This is a genomic window from Delftia sp. SD018 (assembly GCF_017355445.1).
GTDB lineage: Bacteria > Pseudomonadota > Gammaproteobacteria > Burkholderiales > Burkholderiaceae_C > Comamonas > Comamonas acidovorans.
Window position 1 is genome coordinate 305521 of sequence record NZ_JADDRN010000002.1, and the last position, 18808, is coordinate 324328.

The 18808-nt window shown below is 69.1% G+C and carries 16 protein-coding genes; 5 read left to right on the forward strand and 11 right to left on the reverse strand.

What is annotated here, in order from left to right:
• Window positions 1-9 precede the first annotated feature (9 nt).
• From INR38_RS04400 to INR38_RS04410, 3 genes are all read left to right on the forward strand, one after another.
• Complete coding sequence (locus INR38_RS04400; RefSeq protein WP_207442910.1) at window positions 10-882, forward strand: CoA ester lyase; 873 nt, start codon at window positions 10-12, stop codon at window positions 880-882.
• A gap of 187 nt (window positions 883-1069) precedes the next feature.
• Window positions 1070-2137, forward strand: a complete 1068-nt coding sequence (locus INR38_RS04405) for a tripartite tricarboxylate transporter substrate binding protein (protein ID WP_207442909.1) — start codon at window positions 1070-1072, stop codon at window positions 2135-2137.
• 138 nt (window positions 2138-2275) lie between these two features.
• On the forward strand, window positions 2276-2821 hold the full coding sequence (locus tag INR38_RS04410; protein WP_012202143.1) for a hypothetical protein: 546 nt from the start codon (window positions 2276-2278) through the stop codon (window positions 2819-2821).
• Window positions 2822-2879: 58 nt separating this feature from the next.
• On the opposite strand, the gene INR38_RS04415 is transcribed toward INR38_RS04410, so the two are convergent.
• The 5 genes from INR38_RS04415 to INR38_RS04435 form a co-directional block, all read right to left on the reverse strand.
• On the reverse strand, window positions 2880-3332 hold the full coding sequence (locus INR38_RS04415; RefSeq protein WP_207442908.1) for a PaaI family thioesterase: 453 nt from the start codon (window positions 3330-3332) through the stop codon (window positions 2880-2882).
• Window positions 3333-3481: 149 nt separating this feature from the next.
• Window positions 3482-4471 (reverse strand): tripartite tricarboxylate transporter substrate binding protein, encoded by a 990-nt coding sequence (locus INR38_RS04420; RefSeq protein WP_207442907.1) that lies wholly within the window; start codon window positions 4469-4471, stop codon window positions 3482-3484.
• 20 nt (window positions 4472-4491) lie between these two features.
• On the reverse strand, window positions 4492-6072 hold the full coding sequence (locus tag INR38_RS04425; RefSeq protein ID WP_207442906.1) for a class I adenylate-forming enzyme family protein: 1581 nt from the start codon (window positions 6070-6072) through the stop codon (window positions 4492-4494).
• Between the two features lie 21 nt (window positions 6073-6093).
• Window positions 6094-7062 (reverse strand): tripartite tricarboxylate transporter substrate binding protein, encoded by a 969-nt coding sequence (locus tag INR38_RS04430; protein ID WP_207442905.1) that lies wholly within the window; start codon window positions 7060-7062, stop codon window positions 6094-6096.
• 320 nt (window positions 7063-7382) lie between these two features.
• A complete protein-coding gene (locus tag INR38_RS04435) occupies window positions 7383-8687 on the reverse strand; it encodes a Glu/Leu/Phe/Val dehydrogenase (RefSeq protein ID WP_013800098.1) in 1305 nt (434 codons plus the stop codon).
• A gap of 176 nt (window positions 8688-8863) precedes the next feature.
• On the opposite strand from INR38_RS04435, the gene INR38_RS04440 reads away from it, so the two are divergent.
• Window positions 8864-9682, forward strand: a complete 819-nt coding sequence (locus INR38_RS04440) for a fumarylacetoacetate hydrolase family protein (RefSeq protein WP_207442904.1) — start codon at window positions 8864-8866, stop codon at window positions 9680-9682.
• Window positions 9683-9706: 24 nt separating this feature from the next.
• Here INR38_RS04440 and INR38_RS04445 read toward each other — a convergent pair whose 3' ends face one another.
• From INR38_RS04445 to INR38_RS04460, 4 genes are all read right to left on the reverse strand, one after another.
• Window positions 9707-10579 carry a phosphate--nucleotide phosphotransferase gene (locus tag INR38_RS04445; protein WP_043823254.1) on the reverse strand — a complete coding sequence of 291 codons (873 nt, stop codon included), beginning with the start codon at window positions 10577-10579 and terminating at the stop codon, window positions 9707-9709.
• A 28-nt stretch (window positions 10580-10607) separates the two neighbouring features.
• Window positions 10608-11009, reverse strand: coding sequence for a hypothetical protein (locus tag INR38_RS04450; RefSeq protein ID WP_013800101.1), 402 nt, complete (start codon window positions 11007-11009; stop codon window positions 10608-10610).
• A gap of 5 nt (window positions 11010-11014) precedes the next feature.
• Complete coding sequence (locus INR38_RS04455; RefSeq protein WP_207442903.1) at window positions 11015-12661, reverse strand: hemagglutinin; 1647 nt, start codon at window positions 12659-12661, stop codon at window positions 11015-11017.
• A gap of 68 nt (window positions 12662-12729) precedes the next feature.
• On the reverse strand, window positions 12730-13662 hold the full coding sequence (locus tag INR38_RS04460; RefSeq protein ID WP_207442902.1) for a LysR family transcriptional regulator: 933 nt from the start codon (window positions 13660-13662) through the stop codon (window positions 12730-12732).
• A gap of 74 nt (window positions 13663-13736) precedes the next feature.
• Between INR38_RS04460 and INR38_RS04465 the strand changes: the two genes are divergently transcribed.
• Complete coding sequence (locus INR38_RS04465) at window positions 13737-14231, forward strand: PACE efflux transporter (RefSeq protein ID WP_180318523.1); 495 nt, start codon at window positions 13737-13739, stop codon at window positions 14229-14231.
• Here the strand turns inward: INR38_RS04465 and INR38_RS04470 are convergent.
• Together INR38_RS04470 and INR38_RS04475 are read right to left on the reverse strand one after the other, a co-directional pair.
• A complete protein-coding gene (locus INR38_RS04470; RefSeq protein ID WP_207442901.1) occupies window positions 14204-15169 on the reverse strand; it encodes a response regulator in 966 nt (321 codons plus the stop codon). The two genes, INR38_RS04465 and INR38_RS04470, sit on opposite strands and share 28 nt — an antisense overlap.
• Window positions 15170-15188: 19 nt before the next feature.
• Window positions 15189-18689 carry an ATP-binding protein gene (locus INR38_RS04475; protein ID WP_207442900.1) on the reverse strand — a complete coding sequence of 1167 codons (3501 nt, stop codon included), beginning with the start codon at window positions 18687-18689 and terminating at the stop codon, window positions 15189-15191.
• Between the last annotated feature and the right edge of the window lie 119 nt (window positions 18690-18808).

Genomic DNA, 18808 nt, shown 5'->3' on the forward strand with positions numbered 1-18808 from the left:
GACATCCGCATGCACGATCTGGCGCGACAGGCCACTTCCTTTCTCTTCGTCCCCGCCACGCGGCCCGAGCGCCTGGGCAAGGCCCTGGACAGCGGCGCCGACATGGTCATCGCCGACTGGGAGGACGCCGTGGCCCCTGCCGACAAGGACGGCGCCCGCCAGGCGCTGGCCCAGGCCGTGGGTGCGCTGGAAGGTCCGGCCCGTGCCCGCTTGCTGGTGCGCATCAACGCCGAAGGCACGCCCTGGCATGCGGATGACCTGCGCGCGCTGGCGCAGCTGGTGGATCAGGGCGTGGCCGGCGCCATGGTCTCCAAGGCCGAGCGCGCCCAGACCCTGCATGCGGTGGCCCAGGCTGCAGGCGCACGGGCAGCCGTGCTGCCCCTCATCGAAAGCGTGGCCGGCCTGGACGCGGCCGACGCCCTGGCTGCCGCGCCCCAGGTGGTGCGCCTGGCCTTCGGCCACCTGGACTTCCAGGTCGATGCGGGCATGGCCTGCGAGCAGGGCGAGGAAGAGCTGCTGCCCATGCGCATGGCCCTGGTCCTGGCCTCGCGCCGCGCCGGCATCGGCGCGGCCGTGGACGGCGTGACGGTGGACACGCGCAACCCCGAGCGGCTGGCCCAGGACGCGGCACGCGCGCGGCGTATGGGCTTTGGCGGCAAGCTGTGCATCCACCCGGCCCAGGTCCAGCCCCTGCACGCCGTCTTCGACCCCGACGCAGCGGCCGTGGCCCACGCGCAGCGCCTGCGCCAGGCCCTGGCCGAGGCCGGAGGCGGCGTCTGCGTGCTGGACGGCCGCATGGTCGATGCGCCCGTGCTCAAGCAGGCCGAACAGGTGCTGCTGCGCCATGCCTGGGCGCAACAGAGATCTGCAGCACGATCTTGATCAAAATGAGACTGAAAGGCCGTTTTGCACTCAGAGTTTTCTGATTCTGGTGCAAGCAGTCCAATGATTTCCCTGATGGTGAATCCATCTGCCTCGAATACGCTTGGCCAACTCGATTAATTTCGAGACGGCGGTTTCTTGATCCGGTGTCTCCGTCCATGGTGGCACCCAGGCAAAGGAGCGTGTGATGGCAGTGATCTCGGGGACGGCATCGAACAGCGGATTCAACGGCCAATTGAATGACCGACTGAATGACAGACTGAACAACCGATTGAATCGGCGCCAGGCGCTGGCCCTGGCGGCCGGCGCCGTGGCGGCAGGGCCCGCCAGCGTGCTGGCGCAGGCCGGCTTTGCCACGCGGCCCGTGCGCATCGTCGTGCCCTTTGCGGCTGGCGGTGCCACCGACGTGATTGCGCGCATCCTGGGCGAGCGCATGGCCCAGCAGCTGGGCCAGACCGTGGTGGTGGACAACAAGCCCGGTGCGGCCGGACTGATCGGCGGCGAGATCGTGGTCCGCTCCGCGCCGGACGGGCTCACCCTGTTGCTGGGCACCACCTCCACCATGCTCACCAACAAATACCTCTACAAGAAGACCGCCTACGACCCGCTGACCGACCTCACGCCCCTGTCGCGCGTGTGCATGGCGCCCATCGCCCTGGTGGTCACGGCCGACGTGCCCGCCTCCAACCTGCGCGAATTCATGGCCTGGGCCCAGGCCAACGCGGGCAAGCTCTCGTATGGCTCCTACGGCATAGGCTCGCACGGCCACCTGGCCTGCGCCGTGCTCAGCGACATGGCCGGTGCCGGCATGGCGCATGCGGCCTACCGGGGCGAGGCGCTGATGGTGCAGGACATGCTGGGCGGGCGCATCCCCATCGGCATGGGCAGCCTGCTCACGCTCAAGCCCCACATCGATGCAGGCAAGCTGCGCGCCCTGGCCGTCACCGGCACGCGCCGCGTGCCCCTGCTGCCCGAGGTGCCCACCTTTGCCGAGGCCGGCTACCGCCACGAGGCCATGGAACTGTCCGGCTGGCTGGCCATCGCCGGCCCCAGGGGCCTGCCGGCCGACCTCACGCGGCAATGGGGCGAGATCTCCAACCGCGCCGTGGCCAGCCGCGAAGGCACGGCCCGCATCATCGCGGCCGGTTTCGTTCCCGTGGATGACGACACGGCCCAGCGCTTCGGCAAGGCCTGGGCGCAAGAGGCTCCGGTCTGGGGGCGGCTGCTGCAGTCGGCAGGGGTGCAACCCGGTTGATGGCGCACAGCGGCCCTGGTTGCCCAAGGCTGCACTCATGCCCTGTGCTGTAATCGCCCCTCCTCAGGCGGCCCCGGTGGTGCAATGCCATGACGGGACAGCCCGTGGTTTCTCAAACATTCAAGAGAGGGTATTACCGTGAGTGCATTGGTCATCAAGGCCTGGAAGGCCAGCGAGCAACCCATAGACGACAAGGGCAACCACATTGCCATCACAGGCCGCGAAGGCGGCCTGGTCGCCTGGATCCTGTCCAAGGTCAACATCGATCCCACCACCACCATCCGCGTGGGCAGCGAGCGCCTGGAGTTCAGCAGCGCCTCGCTGTCGGGCACCCAGTCGCGCCTGATCCCCCTGCAGGGCATCTGCTCCACCTACTACGGCTATCACAAGCCCTGGAAGACGGCGCTGGGCATCGGTGCCCTGTCCCTGTTCATGGGCGGGTCCATGATGGCCCAGAGCTTCTTTGCAGGCCTGGTGGTCATGCTGATCGGCTGGGGCATCGCCGCCGTCATCTACTTCCTGAACCGCACCCTGACGCTGGGCTTCATCGAGAACAGCGGCGCAGTCAACGGCATCCAGTTCAAGCGCTCGGTGATCGAGAACATCGACATCACCCAGGAGCAGGCCAGGCAGGTCTGCGAACTGATGCAAAAGCTGATCGAGGCCAAGGAAAAGCGGCTCTGACGACGCGGCGGCACGCAAGTGCCGTCCGGCGCCATCCGGCGCCGCGCGTGCCCTGCGCTCAGGCCTGTGCCGGGCTGCGCGCCATCAGCTTGAACGTCCCCGTGGCCAGGGCCACCAGGGTGCCGTCCTCGGCGCGCACTTCGCCGCGCGCGAAGCTGATGGAGCGGCCGCGCCGCTCGCAGTGGGCGGTGGCGATGAGATCGCCGCTGCCGGCCGAGACGTAGTGCAGCGTGAGATCGATGGTGGCCACGCCGAAGGCCGTGGGGTCATGCGAGCGGCAGGCCGAGGCCAGCGCGCAGTCCAGCAGCGAGGCGATGGCGCCGCCGTGCACGTCGCCGCGGCTGTTGGCCTGGTCCGGTTGAAAGCCCATGCGGATCTGGGCGCGGTCTTCGCCGATGCGTTCACCGCTGAGCTTCATGGCGCGGGCCATGGGCATGGGCAGGCCGAAGAGGATGCCGGGCGCCTCGCCTTCGAAGGGGTTGGCCGGGTGTTCTTTGATGGGTGTATTCATGGACATGATCATCGCATTGGGCGCGGCGCTCGAGACTGGCGTGTACCGTCTCAGGGGCACCGAGGAAGGGCCGTCCCGCACCGAGGGTGCCGTCCCCCTCCCGCGAAGCGAGAGAGGGGGAAGCGGCGCAGCCGCTCAGGGGGTGACTTTCAATCCACCCGTGCACCTGTCGATTTGACGACAGTGGCCCAGCGCGTGATTTCCTTGTCGATATGCGCCTGCAGCGCCTCGGGCGTGGAGCCCACGGGTTCGTAGCCGCCGGCGGCCAGCTGGGCCTGCAGCGCGGGCTGGCGCAGGGCGGTGGCGATCTCGCGGCTCAGGCGCTGGGTGGCTTCGGCGGGCGTGCCGGCCGGCGCGATGACGGCGTACCAGCCGGTCACGTCGAAGCCTGCGATGCCCTGCTCCTGGATGGTGGCCACCTCGGGCGCCAGCGCCGAGCGCTGCGGGCTGGTGACGGCCAGCGCGTGCATGCGCCCGCTGCGGATGTGGGGCATGGAGGTGGAGATGCTGTCGAAGGTCAGGTCGATGTCGCCGGCCAGCATGGCGTTGACCACGCCCGCGCTGCCCTTGTAGGGCACATGGGTCATGCGCACGCCTGCCATGGAGCCGAAGTACTCGGCCGCAAGATGCCCCGTGTTGCCATTGCCTGCCGAGCCGAAGGTGAGCTTGCCGGGGTTGGCCTTGGCGGCCTGGATGAGTTCCTGGATGTTCTTTGCCGGCAGCTTGCTGCTGGCCGCAACCACCATGGGCAGGTTGGCCACCAGTGACACGGGCGCGAAGTCGCGGCGGGTGTCGTAGGGCAGCTTGGGATAGAGGCTGTCGTTGATGGCATGGGCGGCCAGCACCATGAGCACGGTGTAGCCATCGGGCCTGGCGCGCGCCACGTATTGCGAGGCCAGCGTGCCGCCTGCGCCGGGCTTGTACTCCAGCACCACGGGCTGGCCCAGCTGCTGCTGCAGTTGCACGGCCAGCGGGCGGCCCAGCAGGTCGGCACTGCCGCCGGGTGGATAGGGAATGACCAGTTGGATGGGCTTGGCAGGCCAGGCCTCGGCAGCATGGGCGGCCGGGGCCAGCAGGGCGCAGGTCGCCAGGGCCAGGCAGGACAGCAGGCGGCGGCGCGGGAGTGGGTGCATGGGCATGGGCATGGGGGGACTCCGTTTCATGAAGAGGACAGGGCGCCGGCCTGGTACTGCTCGCGCAGCGCGCGCTTGAGCACTTTGCCGATCTCGCTGCGCGGCAGGCTGGCGGCCAGCCGCAGCTCGGCCACGCGCTGGGTCTTTCCCACGCGGGCGTTCAGCCATTCGCGCAGCTCGGCGGCCGAGGGCGTGGCATCGGGGCGCGCCACGGCGTAGGCCACGGGGGTCTCGCCCCAAGCATCGGAGGGCACGCCGATCACCGCGCATTCGGCCACCTGCGGGTGCTGCAGCAGCACGGACTCGATGTCGCTCGGGTAGACGTTGAAGCCGCCCGTGATGATCATGTCCTTCTTGCGGTCGCCCAGCACGATGAAGCCGTCCTCGTCCAGGCGGCCCACGTCGCCGCTGCGGATGAAGCGCAGGCCCTGGGCATCGAACCATTCGGCCTCCTGCGTCTTGTCGGGCAGGCGGTGGTAGCCGCTCATCATCCCGGCCGAGCGGCCCACGATCTCGCCCTGCTCGCCGGGCGGCAGTTCGCGGCCCTGCTCATCGATGAAGCGGATGTCGGCGCCCGGCCCCGGCCTGCCCACGGTGTGCAGCTTGTGGGGGAAGTCATGGCAGTGCAGCTCGCAGCGCACGCCACCTTCGGTCATGCCGTAGTACTCGATGAGCCGTCCGGGCCAGCGGCGCAGCACCTCGGCCTTGAGCGCGGGATGGAAGGGTGCGCTGGTGCAGAACTTGTGCCGCAGGCGGCTCAGGTCGGCGCCGTCGAACCCCGGGCACTGCATCAGCCGCTGGTACTGCACGGGCACGAGCATGGTGTGGGTGGCATGGTGGCGCTCGGCCAGTTCCAGGTAGTGCGCCGCGTCGAACTTGCGCATCAGCACCAGGGTGCCGCCCAGCCCCATGGTGGGCAGGGCCGCGACCAAGGTGGTGTTGGAGTACAGCGGCGTGGCGCACAGCGAGACGGCATCGGGCCCGTAGCCGTTGTGGATGGCGCGCTGCACGTGGGCCCAGCGCATGGCCCAGGACTGGACGATGCCCTTGGGCACGCCCGTGGTGCCCGAGGAGTAGATGACGTTGAAGGGCCAGTCGGGCTGGGGGTGGATGGGCGTGGGTGCCGTGCCATGGTCCGCTTCGTCCGCAGCCAGCCATTGCGACCACGGCATGCCGGCTTCGACAGCGCCGTCCAGGGCCACGCATTGCAGATCCTGTCCGGCCTGCAGCGGCCATTGCGCTGCGGTGTCCGCGTCGCGCAGCACCAGCCGGGCGCCGCAGTTGTCCAGCATGGCGCCCAGGTGGCCGGCGGTGGCCGACGGGGCCAGCGGCGCCACGGCCACGCCCGCGCGCAGCGCGCCCAGGAAGGCCAGCACGTACTCGGGCGAGCTGCCCGCGCAGATGGCCACCACGTCGCCGGGGCCCAGGCCCTGGCGTTGCAGGCGCAGGGCCACGCGGTCCATGCCAAGGCGCAGCGCGGCGTAGTCGAGGCTGCGGCCATCCATGGCCAGGGCGGTGTGGCGGGGGCGCTGGCTGGCCTGCAGCGCGACGAGTTCGGGCAGCGAGCCAAAGGGCTGGCGCAGCAGGGAGGCGATGTCTTCTTGCATGGGAGGGGCGAGTGGGGAGAACTATTCCAGCGACAGACCTGCGGCCTTGACGATCTGAGCCCAGCTCTTGCGTTCCTGGGCGATGAAGGCGTCGTACTCGGCCGGTGTCTCGCCACCGGGCACGCCGCCCAGGTCGGCAAAGCGCTGGCGCACCTCGGCCGTCTGCATGGCGCGCCGGGCCGACTGCTGAATGCGCTCGACCACGGCATCGGGCGTGCCGGCAGGGGCCAGCAGGCCGAACCAGGCCGTGACCTGCATGGGCACGCCGGCCTCGGTCATGGTGGGTACCTCGGGCAACTGGGCCGAGCGCGTGGCGCTGGTGATGGCCAGCGCGCGGAACTTGCCGCTCCTGATGTGCGGCATGGAGCTGGGCAGGTTGTCGATCATGTAGTCCACCTGCTGGCCCAGCAGCGCCGTGACCGCAGGCGCGGCCCCGGGAAAGGGCACGAGCGTGACCTCGATGCCGGCCTTCTGGCGGAACATCTCCGAGGACATGTGCGGCGACTGGCCCACGCCCGAGGTGGACACGTTCAGGCGCCGGGTCCTGGCCAGCTCCACCAGCTCGCGCACGCTGCGCACGGGCGAATCGGCATGGACCACGAGGATGTTGGGCACGGGGATCACATTGGTGATGCCGCGCAGATCGCTTTCCTTGTAGCTGAGCTGCTTGTACAGGCTGAAATTGATGGCCACCGGGCCGATGTTGCCCATCAGCAGCGTGTAGCCATCGGGCCTGGCGCGCGCCACCTGGGCCGTGCCGATGCTGCCGCCGCCACCGCCCTTGTTCTCCACCACCACCGAGGTGCCCAGGTCCTTGCCCATCTTCTCGGCCAGCACGCGCGCGGCAATGTCCGTGGTGCCGCCAGCGGCGGCCGGCACCACGATGGTGATGGGGCGTTCAGGCCAGGCCGCCGCCAGCGCGGCGGCAGGAGCCAGGGAGAAAAAAGGCAAAGCGGCCAGCAGGGCCAGCAGGCTGCGTCGGACGGTCATGGGCAGTCTCCAGTTCACTGCCCGCAACGATAGAAAACCCTGGGCCCCAGGGCACCAGGGTTTGACTGGAGATCCGCTTCGCCATTCGGAAACCCGCGCTTAGGCCCACTGGAACGCGTGCTAACCCGTTGCCGAAAAGGCGGCCACAAGAAAAAAGGCGCCGAAGCGCCTTTTCTTTTTCGCAGAATGCACAGCGCATGAAACTGGCGCGGCCCAAGTCAGGGACACCGAGCAAGGGCCGCCCCGCAGCGAGGGTGTCGTCCCCCTCCCTTGCGAAGCAAGCAGAGAGGGGGAAGGCGCGTCAGCGCCTCAGGGGGTGATCAGGGATACAGTCCCCGCATCTCGCGCGCATGCAGGATGCGCTGGCAGGCCACGATGAAGGTGGCGGTGCGCAGCGTCACGCCGTGCTGCTGGGCGACCTGCCAGATGGCCGCGAAGGCGTCCTGCATGATGCGCACCAGGCGGGCGTTGATCTCGTCCTCGCTCCAGAAGAAGCTGGAGAAGTCCTGCACCCATTCGAAGTAGCTCACCGTCACGCCGCCGGCATTGGCCAGCACGTCGGGCAGCACCAGCACGCCCTTTTCGGTCAGGATGTCGTCGGCCTCGGTGGTGGTGGGGCCGTTGGCGCCCTCTATCACCATCTTGGCCTTGATCTTGCCGGCGTTGTCCTTGGTGATCTGGCCTTCCAGTGCGGCGGGGATCAGGATGTCGCAGTCCACGCTCCAGAAGTCGGCCGCGTCCATGGCCTCGGCGCCGTCAAAGCCGCCCACGCCGCCCTTGGCGGCCACGTGGGCCAGCAGGGCCGGCACATCCAGGCCATTGGCGTTGTGGATGGTGCCGGTGTGGTCCTGCACGGCCACCACCTTGGCGCCCACGTCGGCGAACAGCTTGCCCGCCGTGCCGCCCACGTTGCCGAAGCCCTGCACGGCGATGCGCGCGCCCTGGACCGACAGGCCGGTCAGCTTGGCCGCTTCCACGCCCACGGTGAACACGCCGCGGCCGGTGGCCTCGACGCGGCCCAGCGAGCCGCCCAGGTCCACGGGCTTGCCCGTGACCACGCCGGTGGCGGTGGCGCCGGTGTTCATGGAGTACGTGTCCATCATCCAGGCCATGATCTGGCCATTGGTGTTGACGTCAGGCGCGGGGATGTCCTTGGAGGGGCCGATCAGCAGGCCGATCTCGCTGGTGTAGCGGCGCGTCAGGCGCTCCAGCTCACCGCGCGACAGCGTCTTGGGATCGACACGGATGCCGCCCTTGGCGCCACCGTAGGGCACGTTGACGGCCGCGTTCTTGACCGACATCCAGGCCGACAGGGCCATGACTTCGGACAGGGTCACATCCTGGTGGAAACGCACGCCGCCCTTGCCGGGACCGCGGCTCAGGTTGTGCTGAACGCGGTAGCCTTCGTAGTGGGCGATGGTGCCGTTGTCCAGCTCGATCGGCACATCGACGATCAGGATGCGCTTGGGGCGCTTGAGGGTTTCGACCCAGCGGGCGAGATGGCCCAGATAGGGCGTGACGCGATCGACCTGCTGCAGGTAGTTGCCCCAGGGGCCGAGGTGATCGGCCTGCAGGTAGGAAGGGATGGCGTGGTTGGTAACGCCGGCCGAAGCGGGTTGCTGCATGGTGGTTCCACACAAGAGTTGTCTGAGGGTTTTGAGCTTATTCCCGGGGCTATGCGCTGTCCAACGCCTTATGAGCGAGAGCCTTATGCATTTAATGCATAACCCTGGGAGCGCCTTGTCCAGCGGACAATCGGGGCCGCTTGAGACCCACCGATGCACTCCAGGAAAGCCGCCCCATGACGAACACGCCCCGCACTCCCACAGCCTTGGCCCATGCGCTGCTCCAGGCACGCCACAGCGGCGAATTGCTGGATGCCGACTATTGGGCCGACGTGGTGCGCACGCCCGCAGATGCACAGGCCGTGCAGGCCGCCATGGCGCCCGCCCTGGGCTGGCGCGTGGCCGGCAGCCAGCAGGGACCGGGCCGCGTGCCGGGCTATTGGAAGTCTGGCGCGCCGCGCCGCGATGCCCCGCTGACCCATGCGCCGCTGCCCGAAGAAGGCGTCTGGGCCAGCCCCTCGGTCGCTGGCGGCGCGCCGCTGCACCTGCGCGGCATCGAAGCCGAGGTCGCCCTGCGCCTGGGCCGCGATGTCACGGCCGCGATGGCCGCCGCCCTGCAGCCCGGCGAGGGCCTGGAGCTGATCGACGGCATCACCGCCGCCATCGAGGTGGTGGATACGCGCTGGCGCCAGCACCTGAAGGCGCCGCCGCTGCTGCTGGCCGCCGACGGCCTGTGCCATGGCGCGCTGGTGCTGGGACCTTGGCAGGACGCTTCGCGGCTGCTGCCGCGCGAGTCGCCGCGGGACTGGTCAGCCCAGGTCTGCCGGCTGCGCGTGGGCGCGGCGCCTCTGCAGGCGTTCACCGGAACGCATCCGCTGGGCGATCCGCTGTGGCTGCTGGCCGGCTGGCTGCAGGAACTGGTGCGCCGCTATGGCAGCGTGCCCGCAGGCACGGTGGTGACTACGGGCACGTGGAATGGCCTGGCCTTTGCCCAGGCCGGTGACCTGGTGGTGGCCGAGCTGGACGGCATCGCCGAGGCCCGCCTGCAGCTGTGAGGCTTCAGGCAGGCCATCGAGTGATCAGGTGATCTTGTAGTCCTTGAGGGCCGGATCGCCGGGCGGAAAGCGCAGGTCCAGGTTGCGCATCACCTCGCGCAGCAAGGTGGCGATCATGAGGTTGCGGTGCGTCTTGGAATCTGCGGGCACGATGGTCCAGGGCGCCCAGGGCGTGTGCGTGGCGCCCAGCAACTGGCCGTAGGCCTGCTGGTAGTCCTTCCACTGCGTGCGCACCTTCATGTCGTTCTCGTCGAACTTCCAGTGCTTGGCCGGGTCGTCCAGGCGCTCCTGCAGGCGCGCGCGCTGCTCGTCGGCGCTGATGTGCAGCAGGAACTTGACGACCACGGTGCCCGTCTCGCTGAGCATGCGCTCGAAGTCGTTGATGTGGGCAAAGCGCTGGCGCTGCTGCTCGGGCGTGATCCAGCCGTTGACCACGGGCACCAGCACATCCTCATAGTGGCTGCGGTTGAAGACCGTGATCTCGCCTGCGCCCGGCACGCGCTGGTGGATGCGCCACAGGTAGTCGTGCGCGCGCTCTGCATCGGTTGGCGCCTTCCAGCCCACGGCGTTCATGCCCAGGGCGCTGGTGCGGCCGAAGACGCCACGGATGGTGCCGTCCTTGCCCGCCGTGTCCGTGCCCTGCAGCACGACCAGCAGCTTGTAGCGGCGGTCGGCGTACAGCAGGTTCTGCAGCGCGTCGATCTCTTCGGCCAGGGCCTCGACGGCGGCCTTGTCCTCGGTCTTGCCGTTGCCGTTGGAAAAGGGCTTGGCGCCGGGGTCGAAGTCGGCCAGGGCAATCGGCTTGTCCTTGTCGGACTTGGCGGAGCGCGGTTGCCACTGCTCCCAGAGCTTTTGCACGGCCGCATCGCGGCTGGAGAAAGGGTTGAAGGCGTCCATGGCTTGAGCGGTGGGTGAGCGGGGAGGGTCAGGGCTGGGCGCGAATGGATTGCACCTGCAGTTGCGGCGGCGCCATCGAAGGCGCGGCGCCAGCGGCGGGCCTGGGGCCGGGCTGGCCCCGGACCTCCACGTTCTGCCGCTGCCACTGCGTGACCTGCTCGGCGCTCAGGCCCTTGAGCTGCCAAGTCTCGCCGGAGGCAGTCTGCAGCACGGGCTGCTCATGGGGCGCATTGCCACGCAGCACCAGACGGCCTTGCAGGGTCAGGGGCTGGCCCGGTTCGGCCGCCGCGCCCGAGGCTGGCGCAGCCGCGCTGGCGGCGGGCGAAGCCGGGGCCGAGCAGGCGCTCAGCAGGGCCAGGCCGCTGGCCAGCAGCAGCGGCAGACTGCGGCGCAGGCCGCGGGCGGAGGCAGTCGGGTGTGCGTGGTTCATGGCGTTCAGCGTACGACGGCTGTCAGCGTGCTGCCTGCCGGAACACGCAGCTGTTCCTGGTAGGTGCCTTGCGCATCAGGCTGACGCAGGAAGGGGAAATGGCCGCGCGCATTGAGGTTCACCGGCACCGTGGTGGGCAGGACCCGGGAAGAAGCCAGGCTGCTGCCGTTGATCGCCGCCAGGGTGAAGCCCTGCTCCGTGCGCGCAGGCCAGCCAAAGCCGCTGGGGCTGTCTGCGGGCAGCAGGGCGATGTTCGCGCCCCAGCGCTGGACGGCAACGGGCAGCGTGGGACCGCCGGCCTGCTGGATGGCATTGCCCAGGACCTGCAGCGAATCGGTGGACGTGGTGTTGCTCAGCAGCTGCTTGTAGAAGCCCACGCCGTACTGGCGCACCAGATAGGCGCCCAGGCTGCCGTTGACGTCGTAGCCGAAGCAGGGCGCGGCGGTGTCGGCGCTCCAGGCGGCCGGATCGCAGTTGAAGCCCGAGCGGGACAGCCAGGAGGGGACGCGTCCGCTGGCGATGGAGTTGAAGCCGGGCGTGACACGCTGGGCCACGATGTCTTCGCCCATCATGGCGCTCATTTCCTCCAGGAAGGTGTCGAACGCGTAGTCGGTTCCCGGCTTGGACAGCTGGACGCTGCGGCGGTAGAAGTTCGTCATGTGGACGAACTCATGGGACAGCGTGCTGATCTGGTTGGTCATGCCGGCAGCAGGATCCAGGTACAGCGTTTCCGTATCCATGTAGAACGACAGCGATTGGTTGCTGTACTTGACATCGGGATCTGCAGGGTCCGCCTTGAAGTTGTTCAGCGACCAGAAATAGCCCAGCAGACCGTACGGAGTGCGGTCCGGCACGAAATTCACGAACACGATGTCCAGGGGCTGGTCGGGGTCGATGAGGTCGCCGTAGGAGTGTGCTCCCCAGGGTTCGCCAGACAGTCCGGTGATCAGGGGGTAGACCGCGTCGGAGCCGCTGGTGAATCGCTGGACCAGCGTGTCGAGCATGGCATCGCTGACCTTGGCCGCGTCGTACTCGCTGTCTTCCAGCCAGACGTTGATGGTGCGGGTGCCGGTGGGCGTGGGCACGCTGGCCTGGCGCCTGAGCGTGGCCTGGCGGGTTTCGATGCGGGAGTCGCCGGGTTGGACGAACCAGCTGCGCTGGCTGCCCACGGGCAGGATCGCCGCTGCCTGCGGCTTGATGGATTGCCGCGCCTGCGTGTCCGCTGCCGTCAGGCGGGGCTTGAAGTTGCGGATGCGCTCGGGAATCTGGTTGACCGTTGCGGATGCGGCGCTGAGGCTTTTCTGGGCCGTGGCGGTGGTCGCCGCAGGCGGAGTCAGCGTCAGGGCGGGCATGGGCACGCTGGCGTCGCCGTTGTTGGTGTAGATCAGCGTGACCTGCTTGCTGCCCAGGTTGGTCAGCGCCACAGGAATCTGCTGCTCGGCCTGCGTGGTGTTGGTGTAGCTCCAGACGCCCACGCCCTGGCCTGAATAGGTGGTGGCATTGGCCGCGCCGCAGGCCGTGCCCGAGCAGGCGGCCGTCAACTGGGAAGACGGGCCGGACGGCCCGCCGCCTCCACCGCCGCCGCAACCGGCCAGGACGGCGCCCAAAGCCAGTGCGATGGCGGTTTTGCTGTGCTGATGATCAAAGAACATGTTTTCCCTTCCTCTTGTGTGACCTGCTGCTGGAGATGTGGATTTTTGGTCCGATATGGCGAGAGATGCTACCCGATGCGATCCCCATCGCTGTCCGGCTCCAGCCGCACCGGCACCTGCAGCTGCTCCACGAACCGCCGCGCCGCCAGCCCCAGCGGGCGCTCCTTGGACCACACCCAGTCCACGAACAGCTGGGTGCCGTTGCTGATGTTGCACAGCGGAATGCGCAGCAGCGCGCCCGTTTGCAGCAGGGGCTCGGCGACGCTGAAGGGCAGCCACCCCCAGCCCAGGCCGGCCGAGACCAGCGACAGGGCCGCCAGATGGCTGTCCGTGCGCCACAGCTGGTGCGAGATCACGAAACGCGGATCGGTATGGGCCAGGTCGCGGCTGGCCAGCAGGATCTGGCGTGCGCCGGCCAGTTGGCCCACGTCCAGGCGCTGCTGCCCGTCCACGCCCAGTTGCCGGGCCAGCGGGTGCCTGGCCGCCATCACGGCGACCATGGTTTCCTGGCCCATCTCCTGGAAATCCTCGCGGCCGTCGATGGCAGGGCGCTCGAAGACCAGGGCCAGATGCGCGCGGCCCGAATGCAGTTCCTTGAGCGCATCGACCTGGGCGGCCACCAGCACCTCCACCTCCAGCCCCGGGAATTCCTCGACCAGCGGCTGCAGCGGCGCGGCCCAGGCCGTGGACAGCAGCTCGGGCGCGATCACCAGGGTCAGCCGCTCCTCCAGTCCCTGGTGCAGGGCCAGCGCCTGGTGGTTGAGCTGCTGCAGCTGGGCGGCCAGCAGCCGGGCCTGGGGCTCCAGTGCGCGCGCCGCCGCCGTGGGCCGGGGCTCGCGGCCGCTGCGGTCGAACAGCTGCAGGTCCAGCTCTGCCTCCAACTGGGCGATGGCCATGCTCACGGCCGAGGGCACCCGCCCCAGCCGGCGTGCGGCGGCGGAAAACGAACCGTGGTCCAGCACGGCAAGGAACAGCGGCACCTGGTCAGCGGGAAAGGACATGGCGGGAACCTGTCAGTTTTATTGAAAGAATCTGACTTTAACGTTCAATTCCAGACAAATAAACTGCGCCCCCTATGACCTTGCAGACACACAAAAAGGGCCTCCAGGGGCCCAAGCGCAAAGTGGTCTTCGTGACCCTGTATGAACTGATCGCCATCGCGGCCTCCAGCCTGCTGTTCATGGCCATCGGCCAGAGCGCCGGGCATTCGGGCGGCATGGCGATTGCCGCCTCCACGCTGGCCATCGTCTGGAACCTGACCTTCAACCACCTGTTCGAGCAATGGGAGGCGCGCCAGAGCGTCAAGGGCCGCTCGGTGATGCGCCGCGTGGTGCACGCTCTGGGCTTCGAGGGCGGTCTGGCCATGGTGCTGATCCCGCTGATGGCCTGGTGGTTCGGCGTCACGCTGTGGGAGGCCACGGTGATGGAGGCTGGCCTGCTGGTCTTCTTCCTGGTCTACACCTATGTCTTCAACTGGTGCTTCGACCATGTGTTCGGCCTGCCGGCCTCGGCCTCGGCGCCCGCTGCGGTGGCCCCGCGTGCTCAGGGCGAGCCGGCCTGCAGCAATTGACCGGCCACGGCGGCGGCGGCCGTGCGGGTCTCCACGCCGAGTTTCTCGAAGATGTGCTCCAGGTGCTTGTTCACCGTGCGCGGGCTCATGCCCAGGATGTCGGCGATGTCGCGGTTGGTCTTGCCCTTGCTCAGCCATGACAGCACCTCGGTCTCGCGCGGGGTGAGCGCCACCTGCTGCAGCCGGCGCGCGGCCGGCGTTTGCGGCGCCTCGTGGCTGAGCAGCACCATCGACTCCCCCAGGCCGCTGGCGCCCATGTGGCGCGCCAGCAGCTGGCGGCCATCGGCCAGGGCCAGCGCCAGATCCTGGGGGGCGGGCTGGCCCTCCTGATCCGCTTTGCCGTGCTCATCCGGCTGGCGGGCGCCGGCCAGCCAGTCCCCGGCCGCCTCCAGCGGGAAGGGCTGGTCCGCAAAGGCCTCCTCCAGCCAGCGCGATGCCTGGGGCGAACGCCAGGCCACGCGGCCCTGGCCGTCGAGCACCACCACGCCCAGCCCCGCCACGTCCACGGCCTCCTGCGCCTGGCGCGTGGCGCGGGCATTGCGCACATGGGTGGCCAGGCGCACCAGCACCTCGGGGATGCGCAGCGGCTTGACCACGTAGTCCACGCCACCGCTGGCAAAGCCGCGGATGATCTGGTCCGTGTCCGACAGGCCGGTCATGAACACCACGGGCACATGGGCCCAGGCCGGCGTGGCCTTGAGCGTGCGGCACAGCGTGAAGCCGTCCATGCCGGGCATGACGGCGTCCAGCAGCACGCCGTCGGGCACGGTGAGGGCGAAGCGCTGCAGGGCCTCGTCGGCATCGCGGGCGGCGAGCACCACGTAGCCTTCGGCGGCCAGCGCGTCGCACAGCATGCGCAGGCTGTCCAGCGCGTCGTCCACCACAAGGATGACGTGGGCGTTGTGAGGGGGGTGGCTGCTGCTGTCGGCGGTCGTCATCTGTGGCCTTTGCGGGTTCTCATTCATCGGTCTCCTCTCTTTCTTCGTCTTCTTCATCCTCTTGCTCGGGCCGCGGCAGCATGCGCGCCAGCGCATCGAAGTCGAAGCGGTTCGCGCAGGCCTGCAGCGCATCGAGCAGCGCGGCATGCGCGGGCGCCTGCTGGCGCGCCTGGCGCAGGCGCTCGCGCAGGGCGGTGGCCTGGCCCGAGCGCGCCAGCCGGGCCAGGTCTTCACGCAGGTCGGGCGGGAAGGGGGCGGCTGCCGGCGCCTCCTCTGCCTTGGCCTCTGCCTGCTCTGCACGCGGCGCCGGCAGCAGCAGCGGGCGGTTGTCATGCACCCATTCCAGCCGCAGCACGCGCTCGAGCACCTGCAGCAGCTCGGACTCGGTCACGGGCTTGGCGACAAAGCCCTGGCAGCGCGCATCGGCCAGGCGCGGCGGGTCGTTGTCGAACAGGTTGGCCGAGACGAAGACCACGGGCAGCTGCTGCGCATCCCAGCGCGCGCGCAGCAGGGCGGCGGTCTGCCAGCCGTCCAGGTCGTCCATGCTGATGTCCAGCAGCACCAGGTCGGGCAGGCTTTGCTCCACGATCTCCAGGCACTCGCGGCCACTGGCGGCCTCGCGGATCTCGAAGCCCAGCGGCAGCAGCAGGCCGGCCAGCAGCTGGCGCTGCAGCGGCTGGTCGTCCACCACCAGCAGGGTGCGCCGGGGCGGCAGATAGCCGATGACGGTGTGCAGCGTGGCGGCGGCGCCCGGAGGGACCCAGGACGCGTCGGGCGCCATCTCGGGCAGGTACAGGCGCACGGTGAAGCAGCTGCCCTCGCCGGGCGTGCTGCTCAGGGTGAGCTGGCCGCCCATCAGCTCGGTCAGCAGATGGGTGATGGTCAGCCCCAGGCCCGTGCCCGCCTCGCTGACGCGCCGCCCCGCGCTGCCGCGCTCGAAGGGCACGAAGATGCGCTCCATGTCCTGCGGTTCGATCCCGATGCCGGTATCGATGACCTCGATGCGCGAGACATGGGGCCTGAAGTCCATGCGCAGCCGCACCTCGCCGTGCTGGGTGAAGCGCACGGCGTTGGACAGCAGGTTGATCAGGATCTGGCGCAGCCGCTTGGCGTCGGCCCGCACCCAGCGCGGCATGGTGCCCAGCGTCTCGACCGAGAACTGCAGCCCCCTGGCCTGTGCCTGGGGCCGCATCATGGCCTCGATGCCGTCGATCAGCGCGGGCAGGGGCAGGGGGGCGAGGTCCAGGCGCAGGCGGCCGGCCTCGATGCTGGCCAGCTCCAGCGATTCGTCGATCAGCGCGCGCAGGTGCTGGCCGCTGTGCTGCATGGTGGACAGGGTCTCGCGCACCCAGCCATCGACCTGTGGGCTCTTGAGCAGGATCTGCGTATAGCCCAGCAGGCTGTTGAGCGGCGAGCGCAGCTCGTGCGTCATGCCCGCCACATAGCGGGTCTTGGCCTGGCTGGCCTGCTCGGCATGGTCCTTGGCGGCCTGCAGCTCGGCATCGGTGCGCTTGTGGGCGGCAATCTCCTGCAGCAGCAGCTGGTTCTGGCGCTCGGACTCGTCCTGCGCCATGCGCCGGCTGTCCGTGCTCAGCACCACCCACCAGGCGGCCACGGCGCACAGCAGGGCCAGCAGCGCGAAGACCTTGAGGAAGGGGATGCGCAGCGCGCCGCCATCGACGCTGCCTGCCTGCAGGCTTTCCTGCATGTAGACCACGCCCACCATGAAGGCCGTCACCGCGCACAGCGACAGCATCACCACCAGGTACTGGCCCGCGCGGAAGTTCACCTTGGTCGCCCAGCGCGGCGGCAGCAGGGCCGAGGCCAGCGCGTGCAACTGCTCGCCCGCGCGCGATCCGGTCTTGCAGCGGTCATGGCAGCGCGACTCCAGCGAGCAGCACAGCGAGCAGATGGGCGCGCCGTAGGCGGGGCAGTGCGCCATGTCCTCGGATTCGAAATGCTTCTGGCAGACGGCGCAGCGCACGGTCTCGCCGGGCTTCCACAGGTTGCCTGCGGGCCGCGCCAGGTAGTAGCGCCCGCCCGTCAGCCAGGCCAGCAGCGGCGACAGCAGCATGGACAGCGCCAGCGCGATGAAGGGCGAGAAAGCGGCCGCCGTCTCGCCCAGCAGGCCCGCATAGGCGCAGCAGGCCACGGCGGCGGCCAGCAGCATGGCGCCCGGACCCACGGGATTGAAGTCGTACAGATGGGCGCGGCGGAACTCGATGCCCGGCGGACTCAGTCCCAGCGGCTTGTTGATGACCAGGTCGGCCACCAGCGCACCCACCCAGGCGATGGCCACGTTGCTGTAGATGGTCAGCACCTTCTCCAGCGCGCCGAACACGCCCAGCGTCATCAGCAAGGTGGCGATGACCACGTTGAACACCATCCAGACCACGCGCCCCGGATGGCTGCGCGTGATGCGCGCGAAGAAGTTGGACCAGGCAAGCGACCCCGCGTAGGCATTGGTCACGTTGATCTTGACCTGCGAGATGACCACGAAGACCACGGTCACCGCCACGGCCAGCCCCGGCAGGCCCAGGGCCTGCAGCACCTGCTGGAAGCCCACCAGGAACATCTGCGTGGGCTCGGCCGCGCGCGAGGCGTCCACCCCTTCCAGCTGCATGGCCGCGAAGGCGAGAAACGCGCCGCCCGCCATCTTGAGCATGCCCATCACGGCCCAGCCCGGTCCGGCCACCAGCACCGCGCCCCACCAGCGCAGGCGGTTGGCCCGGGTGCGCGGCGGCAGAAAGCGCAGGAAGTCCACCTGCTCGCCGATCTGCACCACCAGCGCGAAGATCACGGCGGCCGCCGCGCCGAACATCAGCGGATCGAACTGGCTGCTGCCCGAGCGCAGGCCGGTGAGGCTGGCGAAGTCGCGGTACAGCTGGGGCTGGGACAGCGCCATCCACACGAAGGGCAGCACCAGCAGGAACAGCCACAGCGGCTGCGTCCAGGCCTGCAGGCGCGAGATCAGCGTGATGCCGCGCATGGCCAGCGGCAGCACCACCAGGGCCGACAGCGCATAGCACCACTGCAGCGGCCAGTCCACCACCAGCTGCAGGGCCAGCGCCATGATGGCCGCCTCCAGCGCAAAGAAGATGAAGGTGAAGACGGCGTAGATCAGCGAGGTGATGGTCGAGCCCAGGTAGCCGAAGCCCGCGCCCCGCGTCAGCAGGTCCATGTCCAGCCCGTAGCGCGCGGCGCAGACGGCGATGGGCAACCCCGTCAGGAAGATCACCAGCCCCACGGTGACGATGGCCCACATGGCGTTGGCAAAGCCGTAGTTCAGCGCAATGGCGCCGCCGATCGCCTCCAGCGCCAGGAAGGACAGCGAGCCGAAGGCCGTGTTGGCCACGCGGAACTCGCTCCAGCGCCGGAAGCTGCGCGGCGTGTAGCGCAGCGCGTAGTCCTCCATGGTCTCGTCGGCCACCCAGGCGTTGTATTCGCGCCGGAACCGAAAGATGGTCTGCGGCGCGGGCGAGGTGCTGGCGGAGCTGTCGGGCGGGGGTGCGGAGTGCATTCCCTGGTCTAGCAAGAAACGTGCGGGGCCAATGCTGGCGCGGCTTTCAAGAGGGGTGCGCGGGGTGCGTACGCAGATGGCTACGTCAATTGACGTATGGGCGGTTTCAAGGGTTCTTC